Genomic DNA, 12,973 nt, shown 5'->3' on the forward strand with positions numbered 1-12,973 from the left:
TATGCATGCCGCCAACTTGACATCTCCCCCTATTTCAATAGTTCCCCGTCCGGCGCAGGTCGTGCCGGGAGAGGGTAACTTTACTTTCTCTTCTCAAACGCTGTTTTCGGTAGAGAACCACGAGCAGGCTGTCATCGTCCGCAACTTTATAAACTTATTGAAGAGAAGCTCGGGGATCACCCCACAGTTGGCAATAGGTGGCAGTGAGAAGAGCCATGTCTGCTTTACAACCGACTCTTCTTTAAAAAGCGAAGCCTATCAGTTGGCAGTTACTCCGGAACAGATTCAGGTAAAGGCATCGGATATAAAAGGCTTTTTCTATGCATTACAGACCATCCGCCTATTGTTGCCGTCGGCTGTTGAAGGCAATCAACAGGCTAAGAATATCCGATGGAGTATCCCCGCAGTAACCATTCAGGATGAGCCACGCTTCGGCTATCGGGCATTGATGCTGGATGCCGCCCGTTTCTTCATTCCCAAGGAAAACGTGTTGCGTATCATCGACTGTATGGGCATGCTCAAAATCAATACGCTTCATTTCCATCTCACGGACGATAACGGCTGGCGATTGGAAATCAAGAAATATCCCCGTTTGACGGAAGTGGGAGCATGGAGAGTGAACCGCATGGACGTTCCCTTCTATTTCCGCCGTAACGCCGAACCGGGTGAACCCACTCCTATCGGTGGATTTTATACACAGGAAGATATTAAAGAAATGGTCTCCTATGCTGCCGACCGCCAGATAGAAATTATCCCCGAAATAGATATGCCGGCTCACAGCAACGCTGCACTGGCTGCCTATCCGCAACTGGCCTGCCCCGTAGTAGACAGTTACATCGGAGTAATTCCGGGTTTGGGCGGAAGTAATTCGGGAGTGATTTATTGTGCCGGAAACGATAGTGCATTTACATTCTTGCAAGATGTTTTAGATGAAGTGATGGCAATCTTCCCTTCACGATATATTCATCTGGGAGGAGATGAGGCGCAGAAAGGGTACTGGAAAAAATGCCCGCTTTGCCAGGAACGGATAAAGAAAGAGCACCTTGCCAACGAAGAAGACCTGCAAGGTTACTTTATGAAACGGATGAGCGACTATGTACGCAGCAAAGGACGCGAGTGATAGGTTGGGATGAACTGACAAATAGCAGTTTCCTGCCGGAAGGTGTTATCATCCAAGGCTGGCGCGGACTTGGTACGGCTGCTTTGAAAGCCGCGGAAAAAGGACATCAGTTCATTATGACCCCTGCCCGCATCTTGTATCTGATTCGTTATCAAGGCCCGCAATGGTTCGAACCCCAAACTTATTTTGGAAATAACACGCTGAAAGACATCTACGATTACGAACCTGTGCAAGCGGACTGGAAACCGGAATATGCTTCTTTGTTAAAGGGCGTACAGGCATCTATGTGGACGGAGTTCTGCAATAAGCCGGAAGATGTCGATTATTTAGTGTTCCCCCGTCTTGCCGCCCTGGCGGAAGTGGCATGGACACAGCCTGAACACAAGGACTGGACTGCGTTTTTGAAAGGACTGGATGCCTATAATGAACATCTGACAGCTAAAGGCATCGTTTACGCCCATTCAATGTACAATATCCAGCATACAGTAACTCCAAACAACGGAATGCTTGAGGTGAAACTGGAATGTATCCGCCCCGATATGGAGATACATTATACGACGGACGGCAGCGAACCTACGGCAACTTCACCGCTCTACGAAAAAATAGTGCCTGTAAAAGAGGCGCTTACCCTAAAAGGTGCAACTTTTGCGTACGGCAGACAGATGGGAAAGACATTGATACTTCCTGTCCGATGGAACTTGGCTACCGCCAAACCTGTACTGGGAACCAATCCGACTGAAAAGCTCCTGACGAATGGAATACGCGGAAGCCTGAAATATTCGGATTTCGAGTGGTGCTCATGGGCGGACAATGACTCTGTCTCTTTTACGATTGACTTGCTGAAGCCGGAAATGCTGAACACGTTGACATTGGGATGCATCACGAACAATGGAATGGCTATCCATAAACCGGCATCCGTGAGGGTGGAAGTTTCGGATGATAACTCCAAGTTCCGCGAAGCCGTTGTGCAGAGCTTCACGTCTGAAGAGATTTTCCGTGAAGGGAATTTTATAGAAAACCTGTCATTGAACTGGGAGGCACACAGGCCCGTTATGTACGTGTGACCGCCAAAGGTCCGGGAGTTTGTCCTGCATCTCATGTGAGACCGGGACAGACATCGAGAATCTTTTTTGATGAAGTGATGCTGGAGTAAGACAAGCCAGGCAGGTGTGGAGGGCGGCGCATAAGCGCGGATTATTTTTTAAGTCTAGTAAGGTGGCGATTGATTAAATAGACTATATATAGCTTGCGTGTTGGACATATAGATCCAACACGCAGGTCATATATGCCATACACATTGGATCTATATGTCCAACATGCACGGTATATAGCTCCTGTAAGTAGTTGATAATTAGCGTTATTCTACCAGACTTTTTGCTCTTTCCAATGCTACGTTGATATTCGGACAGATATTCTCTTTTCCCAGCAACTCGTAGAATCCGGCTTTTTCCAGTACATTATGCACGTTATCGTTGACTCCCGAAAGAATAATGGTAGTCTTTTCCTTCTGCGACATTTCGCAGAGAGCAGTCAGGTTATGAATACCTGTGGAGTCGATGAACGGAACCTTGCGCATACGGATGATACGTACTTTTGGGCGGTCTCCCAGTTGTGTCATTGTTTCTTCAAACTTGGTAGCGATGCCGAAGAAATAAGGGCCGTTGATTTCGTATACCTCTATACCTTTGGGAATCATCAGGTTTTCTTCGTGTACGGTAATATCCGATTCTTTATTCGGGTCAATCTCATCGGTAATCACCGAGATTTCGGTAGTCTCCATGACACGTTTCATAAAGAGAACGCAAGCAATCACCAATCCTACCTCGATAGCGACGGTCAGGTCGAAGATAACGGTCAGGAAGAACGTGATAAGCAGTACGGTAACGTCCGATTTCGGATTCTTCAGTAAAGCTCTGAATACACGCCATCCGCTCATGTTGTAAGATACGATGACCAGTACTCCGGCAAGGCATGCCATCGGGATATATTGTGCGAGTGGCATCAGGAAGAGCAGAATCAACAGCAATACTACTGCATGGATGATTCCGGCTATCGGTGTCTTACCCCCGTTGTTGATATTCGTCATGGTACGGGCGATGGCTCCGGTGGCAGGAATACCTCCGAACAGAGGAGCTATGATATTGGCAGCTCCCTGTGCAATCAGTTCTGTATTGGAATCGTGGCGGTCGCCTATCACACCGTCGGCTACCGTGGCAGACAGCAGCGACTCGATAGCTCCCAATACGGCAATGGTGATAGCCACCGGAAACAGTTCCCTGATAGCTTCCCAATCCAACGCAGGCACAACGGCATCGGGCAACTCCGATTTGATGGTGAAGCGGTCGCCGATTGTCTGGATGCAGTCGATCCCTCCGAAAGTTTTCATCAGGTAAACGGCTACCGTGACTACGATGATGGCAATCAGCGAGCCGGGAATTTTCTTTGAGAACTTCGGAGTGATGGCGATAATAATAATGCTGACAATACTAACGATGGTATTCCACCAGTTGATCGTGTCGAAGTGTCGGAAATAAATCAGCCACTTCCCGACGAAGTCTCCCGGCACTTTCTCGTCTCCGAAAGATAAACCGAAAATATCGGCAATCTGGGTTGTGAAAATAGTGACGGCGATACCGCTGGTAAATCCGACGATGATAGGGTAAGGAATGAATTTGATGACCGCTCCCAGCTTGAACACTCCTAATAATACAAGGAGTACGCCCGCCATCAGCGTGGCTACAATCAGTCCGGCCTCGCCGTATTGTTGTATGATGCCATAGATAATGACGATAAATGCTCCCGTAGGACCGCCGATCTGGACTTTGCTGCCTCCCAACAGGGAAATGATGAATCCCGCAATGATAGCGGTGATAATACCTTTTTCGGGCGAAACTCCCGAAGCGATACCGAAAGCGATAGCCAGTGGAAGCGCTACGATACCTACGATGATGCCGGCCATCAGGTCCGCCATAAACGTTTCTTTCGAATAATTCTTTAGACAAGAAACCAGTTTGGGTTTAAATTCAAATAGCTTCATTTTTAGATGTTATTATACGTGTACTCTGTACTTTTTTGCAAAGTAGAGGTTGCAAAATTAGATAAAATAATCGAAATAAGTATGTTTTTGAACATACTATTTGTCTGTTGATAGATTTCATCAATGAGGTGATAGTTTTTATTCATTAAGAAAAGGTGGTTTATTGTGAACAAATCGTTTATATTTGCGTTATAAATAGTACGACAAGTTACGTTTGGTAATCAACCAATTTAAAATATATATAGAATTATGGCTAAGAGTATTAAAGGAACTCAAACAGAGAAAAATCTGTTGACTTCATTCGCAGGAGAATCACAGGCTAGAATGCGTTACACTTATTTCGCAAGTGCAGCTAAAAAAGAAGGCTACGAACAAATTGCGGCTATTTTCACTGAAACTGCCGATCAGGAAAAAGAACATGCAAAACGTATGTTTAAGTTCCTCGAAGGCGGTATGGTAGAAATCACTGCCAGCTATCCGGCCGGTGTAATTGGTAATACACTTGAAAATCTTCGCGCTGCCGCAGCGGGTGAACATGAAGAATGGTCACTGGATTATCCTCACTTTGCTGACGTGGCAGAACAGGAAGGTTTCCCGATGATTGCTGCTATGTACCGCAATATCTCCATCGCAGAAAAAGGTCACGAAGAAAGATATCTTGCCTTCGTAAATAACATCGAAAATATGACTGTATTCGCTAAAGAAGGCGAAGTGGTATGGCAATGCCGTAACTGCGGTTACATTGAAATCGGTAAGGAAGCTCCTGAAGTTTGCCCGGCATGTCTGCATCCACAGGCTTATTTCGAGGTGAAGAAGGAAAACTATTAATCTACGGATGAATAGATAAATCTCGAATGATTTAAATAAAGGAAGAGGCTGTCTAACATGCCCCGAAAAAAAGAAATCACCCCTGTCAGAGTCATTATTTGAACTGCTGATAGGGGTGAAATCGTTAAAAAGAGACTAATTAGACAGCCTCTTTTCGTTATCGGTTTGGTATACTGTCTTTATAAATAGTAATCGTCCTCTCTTCCGTTGAATCATTCTTGATACTGGTTACATCTCCCCGGGTCGTGAAATACACATAGTTTCCCAGATCGAGAAAACGGTACACTTTCACTCCGTCGTGCTCGAACAGATAACTGACTTCATAAGTCTGGTTATTTTCCGATTTTCCGCTTTTCAGTGGAATACCTGCATAGCAGGAAGCTAGTCCCGTTATGCAGAAGAAAAGAATAAAGGTCCGAATCAATGTTTTCATAATCATTTCTTCACGTGAGGATAATCTATCGTATAATGTAATCCGCGGCTTTCCTTACGCTCCATTGCTTGGCGCATAATCAGATAACCCACATTCACCATATTACGCAATTCGCAGATTTCTCTGGACGCTACGCTACGTTTGAACAGGCTTTCAGTCTCTTCGTAGATAATATCGAGTCTGTCCCAGGCACGTTTCAGACGGAGGTCGCTGCGGACAATACCTACATACGTACTCATAATCTGGTTCACTTCCTTCATACTTTGCGTAATGAGCACCATTTCTTCCGGCGAACGGGTTCCTTCATCGTTCCATTCGGGAATATCTTCATTATAAGAATATTGATCGACCACTTGCAGACTGTGTTTGGCAGCAGCGTCGGCATATACGACTGCTTCTATCAGTGAGTTGGAAGCCAGGCGGTTGCCTCCATGCAATCCTGTGCAGGAACATTCTCCCACGGCATAAAGGCGTTCGATAGAAGATTGTCCGTCCAGGTCGACAAGGATACCTCCGCAGAGATAATGGGCGGCCGGGGCTACCGGGATGTATCTTTCGTGATGTCGATGCCCAGGCTAAGACATTTCTCGTAGATATTGGGGAAGTGTTTCTTTGTTTCTTCGGGATCTTTGTGGGTGACGTCCAGGTATACATGGTCGTCTCCACGGTTCTTCATCTCGTTGTCGATGGCGCGTGCCACGATGTCACGGGGAGCGAGCGAAAGACGGGGATCATATTTCTGCATGAACTCTTTGCCGTCCATTGTACGCAGTACACCTCCGTAACCACGCATTGCTTCCGTTATCAGGAAAGAAGGGCGGTCTCCCGGATGATACAGGGCGGTAGGGTGGAATTGTACAAACTCCATATCCTTCACCGTACCTTTGGCACGGTAAACCATGGCGATACCGTCTCCGGTAGCGACTAGCGGGTTAGTGGTTGTTTTATAAACAGCCCCTACTCCACCGGTAGCCATTAGCGTCACTTTAGCAAGATAGGTATCTACTTTTCCCGTTTTCGGATCGAGGATATAAGCACCATAACATTTGATGTCCGGTGTCTGGCGGGTTACAGTCACTCCCAGGTGATGCTGTGTCAGGATTTCAATGGCAAACTGGTTTTCGATGACCGTGATATTCGGATGGCGTTGTACGGCTTTAATCAGGCTGTCCTGAATTTCTGCTCCCGTATTGTCTTTATGGTGAAGAATACGGAACTCCGAGTGTCCGCCTTCGCGGTGCAAGTCAAATTCGCCTTTCTCGTTCTTGTCAAAGTCCACTCCCCACTTAATCAGTTCTTCAATTTGTGCGGGAGCTTCGCGCACTACTTTTTCTACTGCGGCACGGTTACTGATCCAGTCGCCGGCAATCATTGTGTCTTCAATGTGCTTGTCGAAATTATCCACCAGAAGGTTGGTGACGGAGGCTACACCTCCCTGGGCGAAGTACGTATTGGCTTCTTCCAGCCCACTTTTACAGATAAGAGCAACTTTACCTTTGTGCGCCACTTTCAGCGCAAAACTCATACCGGCAATTCCGGAACCGATAACGAGGAAATCGAATTTTCTTACCATAATCTTGTTATTTCTCACCGCAAAGCTACAAAATAAGTTACTTCGTTGTACTTTTCGTTGTCACTAATTCATAAAATTGCTACCTTGCAGGCAAAAATCTGACAAAATGAATCGAATTTTTCATGCCCGCATCGCCTGGTACCAATATTTCCTGTTGGTGGTGCTTACTGTGAATGCCGTCGGCGCATTGTGGTGTAAGTATATCTTAGTGGCGGTACTGTTTATGTTGATGCTGATTGTAGTGATCGAACAAATTATACACACTACTTATACATTGACAACAAACGGTGATCTGGAAGTCTCACGTGGTCGTTTTATTCGCAAGAAGATCATCCCGCTTTCCGAAATTACCGCAGTCAGGAAATACCATTCCATGAAATTCGGCCGCTTCTCGGTGACGGATTATATCCTGATAGAATACGGAAAAGGGAAGTTTGTTTCGGTGATGCCTGTCAAGGAACAGGAATTTGCAGAACTACTCGAAAAGAGAATGTTCGCAAAGAAAATAAAGGCCACGGAGGCAATAGACCCTGTAGACTCTCAAGCAGATGAATCGTAGCATGTTTTGATAATAATGAAAAGATTAACTGATTATATACTATGAAATATCAAGTAATTATCATTGGTGGCGGTCCTGCGGGATATACGGCTGCCGAAACTGCCGGTAAAGGCGGTTTGAGCGTATTGCTTATCGAAAAGAATAGTCTGGGTGGCGTCTGTCTGAATGAAGGTTGTATTCCTACGAAAACATTGTTGTATTCGGCAAAGACTTATGACAGTGCAAAACATGCATCAAAGTATGCAGTCAATATCCCGGAAGTCTCTTTCGATTTGCCTAAGATAATAGCGCGTAAAAGTAAGGTAGTGCGTAAACTGGTGCTGGGAGTGAAAGCGAAGCTGACTGCCAACAATGTTACAATTGTATCAGGAGAAGCGCAGATCATTGATAAAAATACGGTTCGCTGCGGGGAAGAGACTTACGAAGGAGAGAATCTGATATTATGTACGGGTTCGGAAACTTTCATTCCCCCTATTCCGGGAGTGGACGCGGTGAACTACTGGACGCACAGGGATGCTTTGGACAGTAAAGAATTGCCGGCTTCTCTGGCTATTGTTGGTGGCGGGGTAATCGGTATGGAGTTTGCGTCGTTCTTCAATAGTTTGGGAGTACAAGTGACGGTGGTTGAGATGATGGACGAAATCCTGGGTGGAATGGATAAGGAGCTTTCCGCTTTGCTCCGTGCAGAATATACAAAACGAGGTATTAAATTCCTGCTTAGTACGAAAGTGGTCGGCTTGTCGCAAACGGAAGAAGGGGCTGTTGTTTCTTATGAGAACGCGGAGGGAAACGGCAGTGTCATTGCAGAGAAGCTGTTGATGAGTGTCGGCCGTCGCCCGGTGGCGAAAGGTTTCGGGCTCGAAAACTTGAATTTGGAGAAGACAGAGCGTGGCGCTATCAGAGTTAATGAAAAGATGCAGACTTCTGTGCCGGGCGTGTATGTTTGTGGTGACCTGACAGGATTCTCTTTGCTCGCCCATACGGCTGTTCGTGAAGCGGAAGTTGCCGTACATTCCATCTTGGGAAAGGAAGATGCCATGAGTTATCGGGCTATTCCGGGCGTAGTCTATACCAATCCGGAGATTGCTGGAGTGGGTGAAACGGAGGAATCGGCGTTGGCAAAAGGTATCACTTATCAGGTTATCAAACTACCGATGGCTTACTCCGGTCGTTTTGTGGCGGAGAATGAAGGCGTGAACGGAGTCTGTAAAGTATTGTTGGATGAACAGCAACGGGTGATTGGAGCCCATGTATTGGGCAATCCGGCTTCGGAGATTATCACTCTTGCGGGCACTGCCATTGAGCTCGGATTGACGGCGGCGCAATGGAAAAAGATTGTTTTCCCACATCCTACGGTAGGAGAGATTTTCCGGGAAGTGTTATAAACGGATTCCGATATCTGCGATCGTTCATTGATGCGGGTATCTTACTGATAAAATCAAATATATGATGAGAAAATATATAATCATTCCGGCCTTATTGGCAATAGTTTGTATGGTGATGTGTCATTGTACATTTGTTGATATCATAAACTGTATTGTATGAAAAAAAGTCTTTTGTTGGTCGCCCTTTCAGTTTGTTTGTTGCCACTTTGGGGACAACAAAATTTCTCCCGGATAGATTCGCTTATCAAGAAGATGCTCCCCGAAGCATCCGAGGTCGGTATATCCGTCTACGATCTGACGGCTAAGAAATCACTTTATAACTATCGTGCGGAGAAACTTTCCCGTCCTGCCTCTACCATGAAGCTGCTGACGGCTATTACCGCACTCTCCCGCCCCGAAGCTGCCGAACCTTTCCGCACGGAAGTATGGCACGATGGCGTGATAGAACATGATACTTTGCAAGGCAACCTGTATGTGGTAGGCGGATTCGATCCTGAATTTAACAGCCAGTCGATGGATTCATTGATAGAAGAGGTAATCACTTTCCCTTTTTCGGTGATTAACGGACAGGTGTACGGCGATGTTTCGATGAAAGACTCTCTTTATTGGGGTAGTGGATGGGCATGGGACGATACCCCTGCGGGCTATCAGCCTATCTCTCTCCATTGATGTTCTGCAAGGGGACTGTACAGGTTTCTGTCGTTCCTTCTACGGTGCAGGGAGATACCGCGAGTGTTTCCTGCCAACCTGTATCCTCCTATTATACAGTGACGAATCAGACGAAAACACGTACCTCTTCTGCCGGAAAATTCTCTTTCACGAGAGACTGGTTGACGAATGGAAACAATCTCCTTGTTTCGGGCAATGTCACTTCAATCAGAAAGGACGATGTAAACATCTACGACTCTCCCCGTTTCTTTATGCATACTTTCCTGGAGCGTCTTCGTGGGAAAGGAATCACGACTCCCCAGTCGTATGGCTTTGCCGAATTGCCTCGTGATAGTGTGACTGTAGAACGGATGGCTTGCTGGAATACTCCCGTGCAGAAAGTGCTGAACCAGTTGATGAAAGAGAGTGATAATCTCAATGCGGAAGCATTGCTCTGTCGCTTAGGGGCGCAGGCTACGGGAAAGAAGCAGGTAGCTGCCGAAGATGGTATTGTCGAGATTATGAAATTGATCCGTCGCCTGGGGCATGACCCGAAAGACTATAAGATTGCCGACGGTTGCGGACTGTCCAATTATAATTACCTCTCTCCTGCCCTGCTGGTGGATTTTCTGAAATATGCGTACTCGCAAACAGAGGTGTTTCAGATGTTATATAAATCTCTTCCCGTTGGCGGAGTGGACGGAACATTGAAATTCCGGATGAAAGGTACTCCTGCCTTCCGGAATGTTCATGCCAAAACAGGTTCGTTTACGGCAATAAATGCGCTTGCGGGCTATCTGAAGATGAAAAACGGACATGAAGTAGCCTTTGCCATTATGAACCAGAATGTGCTTTCGGCAGCTAAGGCACGGGCATTTCAGGATAAGGTGTGTGAGGTGATTATTGGGAAATAGATGGTGCCATAATACCCAACTTGAAAGACTTATCCCTGCTAAAGCTCTGTGCAGCAGAAGCACTTTCCTAAAGAAAAGTGTTTTGACACCCCAAAACAACCCAAGTGGAATTTCGTTGTTGAATCCGATTTCTATGTTGTCATAGGTTAAGTTTCTACTCTTTATAGAGTGCTTATTGATTCTTCTATAACTTATTGATTTTTCTATAAAAAGATAATTGTATTCTCTAATAAGCAAAAATCGTTGGATTTTGTTTACCAGAGAATACAATTATACTTGTTTAGAATCGAATATTGTAAATCCTATATTCTATTTACTTGGCGTATTCAGCCCAATTGGTATTCTTCATATCGCCGCTCTTAGCCAACTCTGCGTGCATACCAAGTGCAGCCTGAATAGCGTGTGGAGTCTGCGCGCGGTTGCCGGCCAGTTTGAGGTAATCCCAAAGAAGCTCTTTGTAGTCAGGATGAGCACAGTTTTCGATGATGGCTTGTGCGCGTTCTTTCGGACTCTTGCCACGAAGATCGGCAACACCTTGCTCGGTGATGACGATATTGACATCGTGCTCCGTGTGGTCGTGGTGGGATACCATCGGTACGATTGCACTGATCTTACCTTCCTTAGCCACAGACGGACAAGTGAAGATAGAGATGTAAGCGTTGCGGGTAAAGTCTCCCGAACCACCGATACCGTTCATCATTTTTGTTCCGCCGATATGGGTAGAGTTTACGTTGCCGTACAGGTCGACTTCGATGGCTGTATTGATAGAAATGATACCGAGACGGCGTACTATTTCCGGGCTGTTTGAGATTTCCGACGGACGGAGAACCAATTTATCGCGGAAGAAATCCATATCGTTGTAAATACCTTCCAGACAGTCGTTTGTAACTGTCAGTGAGCAGGCACTACCAAATTTGATACGTCCTTCGCGAATCAGTCCGATCACGGAGTTCTGTATTACCTCTGTGTACATTTCGAATGGAGGAATCGTTTTATCACGTCCCAATGCACCAAGTACGGCGTTGGCGATGTTTCCTACACCCGATTGCAGGGGTAAGAAAGTAGACGGAATGATACCGCGTTTCATGTCGGCAGCGAGGAAGTCGGCAACATTCTGTCCGATTTTGTCGGTCAACGGATCGGCAGCGGCGAAAGAACGGGCTTCGTCCGGCCAGTTGGTTTCTACTACGCCTATAATCTTTTTCGGGTCTACCTGAACGTAAGGCAGTCCGATGCGGTCACTCGGTTTATAGATAGGAATTTCGCGGCGGTAAGGCGGGTCGAGCGGTTCGTACACGTCATGCAGACCCATACAGGATTTGCTGTGTGCGCTGTTCAACTCTACGATGATCTGGTCGGCCAGACGGCAGATGGTCGGAGCGATACCACCGGCAGCAGTCAGATAAATCTTTCCGTCCGGAGTCACTTCGCACGCCTCGATGATGGCCACGTTCACTTTGCCCATGAATCCGTAGCGCACTTCCTGTGCCATTTGTGAGAGGTGTATGTCGTTGTAGGCAATCTCTCCGTTGTTCACAGCTTTGCGGAAATCAGAGTTGGTAGTATAAGGGGCGCGGTAGCGGATCGCTTTGGCACGTGACAGTACGCCGTCGCAGGACTCTCCTGTCGATGCTCCTGTAAAAATTCCTACTTGAAACGGGTTTCCTTTCGCATGTTCTGCTTCAGCAATTTTTGCGAGTTCGGCTGTTACAGCCTTGGCCGTTCCGGCGGGAGTAAATCCGCTTAGGCCGATGTTGTAGCCATGTTTAATCAGGCTTGCAGCTTCCGCTGCCGAAATACGATTGAGTGACATAAATAGTAAATTTCGTGTTAAATACAGTTGATATCTAATTAGTTGAAAATTCGCTCAAAATGTATGTATACAGGTTGACACCTGATACTCCATGTTTAATACTTAATACTTGATACTTAAAAGAAGTCTCCTCCGACTGTCGGTCAGTATTTCCGTTGAAGTATTTCTCCCCAGATAATGGCTCGGCGTGCTTCTTCTGCCGAATGAATCGTAAAGTCTTCTTTATTGTCGGGTGAATCGTGAGGAGTATTATAGTGAGCACCTTGCCGACTGTTTTGTTCATCCTGTGCGACACTGTTCGCAAGAGATGCAGCCACGGATACTTCTTCTTTTTTCTTTTTTTGTTTCGAAGTTTGCTGTTTGGAAAATTGTTTGGAAGCCGGTTGTTCGCGAAGAATCGGCTGGAACAGCTCTTCCAGGGATTTGGGCCTGCCCCAAGCTTCGGGCATAGGAGCGGCATCGGGGTTTACTTCAACCGGAGATGGCATTGTGGGAACGGGGTGCTTGGCTTTAGCCTTTTTCGCCTTGCTGTTTTTATTCACCTCTTTGAATATTCCCACAAGAATGACGCCTGCTATCAAGAGAAATTTCAAAAAATCTTCCATTGTGCTTCACATCTAAATAGTTATCCGCCAAAGGTAGGCATTTTATCTGGTTTGAACT

Annotated in this window: 8 protein-coding genes and 3 pseudogenes; 6 read left to right on the forward strand and 5 right to left on the reverse strand. The window is 46.3% G+C overall.

What is annotated here, in order from left to right:
- Position 1: 1 nt before the first annotated feature.
- Together DXA05_RS26755 and DXA05_RS26760 are read left to right on the forward strand one after the other, a co-directional pair.
- Positions 2 to 1,434: pseudogene (locus DXA05_RS26755) on the forward strand (beta-N-acetylhexosaminidase); the annotation flags it as partial.
- A gap of 225 nt (positions 1,435 to 1,659) precedes the next feature.
- Positions 1,660 to 2,184 carry an FN3 associated domain-containing protein gene (locus DXA05_RS26760; protein ID WP_284515336.1) on the forward strand — a complete coding sequence of 175 codons (525 nt, stop codon included), beginning with the start codon at positions 1,660 to 1,662 and terminating at the stop codon, positions 2,182 to 2,184.
- Positions 2,185 to 2,477: 293 nt separating this feature from the next.
- Here the strand turns inward: DXA05_RS26760 and sulP are convergent, their stop codons facing one another.
- Positions 2,478 to 4,157 carry a sulfate permease gene (sulP, locus tag DXA05_RS00360; RefSeq protein ID WP_008641509.1) on the reverse strand — a complete coding sequence of 560 codons (1,680 nt, stop codon included), beginning with the start codon at positions 4,155 to 4,157 and terminating at the stop codon, positions 2,478 to 2,480.
- 249 nt (positions 4,158 to 4,406) lie between these two features.
- Here sulP and rbr point away from each other — a divergent pair, with 249 nt between their 5' ends.
- Positions 4,407 to 4,985, forward strand: coding sequence for a rubrerythrin (gene rbr / locus DXA05_RS00365; protein ID WP_004298806.1), 579 nt, complete (start codon positions 4,407 to 4,409; stop codon positions 4,983 to 4,985).
- A 157-nt stretch (positions 4,986 to 5,142) separates the two neighbouring features.
- Here the strand turns inward: rbr and DXA05_RS00370 are convergent, their stop codons facing one another.
- On the reverse strand, positions 5,143 to 5,418 hold the full coding sequence (locus DXA05_RS00370) for a DUF4884 domain-containing protein (protein WP_128858622.1): 276 nt from the start codon (positions 5,416 to 5,418) through the stop codon (positions 5,143 to 5,145).
- A 2-nt stretch (positions 5,419 to 5,420) separates the two neighbouring features.
- Positions 5,421 to 6,991: pseudogene (gene nadB / locus DXA05_RS00375) on the reverse strand (L-aspartate oxidase).
- 106 nt (positions 6,992 to 7,097) lie between these two features.
- Here nadB and DXA05_RS00380 point away from each other — a divergent pair.
- From DXA05_RS00380 to dacB, 3 genes and pseudogenes are all read left to right on the forward strand, one after another.
- The gene (locus DXA05_RS00380; protein ID WP_087318029.1) at positions 7,098 to 7,550 is read left to right on the forward strand and encodes a PH domain-containing protein; all 453 of its coding nucleotides are present in this window, start codon (positions 7,098 to 7,100) and stop codon (positions 7,548 to 7,550) included.
- 41 nt (positions 7,551 to 7,591) lie between these two features.
- On the forward strand, positions 7,592 to 8,935 hold the full coding sequence (gene lpdA, locus DXA05_RS00385) for a dihydrolipoyl dehydrogenase (RefSeq protein WP_118196221.1): 1,344 nt from the start codon (positions 7,592 to 7,594) through the stop codon (positions 8,933 to 8,935).
- A 156-nt stretch (positions 8,936 to 9,091) separates the two neighbouring features.
- Positions 9,092 to 10,497: pseudogene (gene dacB / locus DXA05_RS00390) on the forward strand (D-alanyl-D-alanine carboxypeptidase/D-alanyl-D-alanine-endopeptidase).
- 313 nt (positions 10,498 to 10,810) lie between these two features.
- On the opposite strand, the gene DXA05_RS00395 reads toward dacB, so the two are convergent.
- On the reverse strand, positions 10,811 to 12,310 hold the full coding sequence (locus DXA05_RS00395) for an acetyl-CoA hydrolase/transferase family protein (RefSeq protein ID WP_004298843.1): 1,500 nt from the start codon (positions 12,308 to 12,310) through the stop codon (positions 10,811 to 10,813).
- Positions 12,311 to 12,453: 143 nt separating this feature from the next.
- Entirely contained in the window at positions 12,454 to 12,915 is a 462-nt protein-coding gene (locus DXA05_RS00400) for a hypothetical protein (RefSeq protein ID WP_008023697.1), read from the reverse strand.
- Between the last annotated feature and the right edge of the window lie 58 nt (positions 12,916 to 12,973).

This window comes from Bacteroides sp. AM54-2NS, from assembly GCF_003602935.1.
GTDB lineage: Bacteria > Bacteroidota > Bacteroidia > Bacteroidales > Bacteroidaceae > Bacteroides > Bacteroides xylanisolvens.

Excerpts from the sequence above, each read along its gene's own strand:
- DXA05_RS26760 (WP_284515336.1), top strand. The coding sequence starts at position 1,660 with ATGGAGATACATTATACGACGGACGGCAGCGAACCTACGGCAACTTCA.
- sulP (WP_008641509.1), bottom strand. The coding sequence starts at position 4,157 with ATGAAGCTATTTGAATTTAAACCCAAACTGGTTTCTTGTCTAAAGAAT.
- rbr (WP_004298806.1), top strand. The coding sequence starts at position 4,407 with ATGGCTAAGAGTATTAAAGGAACTCAAACAGAGAAAAATCTGTTGACT.
- DXA05_RS00370 (WP_128858622.1), bottom strand. The coding sequence starts at position 5,418 with ATGAAAACATTGATTCGGACCTTTATTCTTTTCTTCTGCATAACGGGA.
- DXA05_RS00380 (WP_087318029.1), top strand. The coding sequence starts at position 7,098 with ATGAATCGAATTTTTCATGCCCGCATCGCCTGGTACCAATATTTCCTG.
- lpdA (WP_118196221.1), top strand. The coding sequence starts at position 7,592 with ATGAAATATCAAGTAATTATCATTGGTGGCGGTCCTGCGGGATATACG.
- DXA05_RS00395 (WP_004298843.1), bottom strand. The coding sequence starts at position 12,310 with ATGTCACTCAATCGTATTTCGGCAGCGGAAGCTGCAAGCCTGATTAAA.
- DXA05_RS00400 (WP_008023697.1), bottom strand. The coding sequence starts at position 12,915 with ATGGAAGATTTTTTGAAATTTCTCTTGATAGCAGGCGTCATTCTTGTG.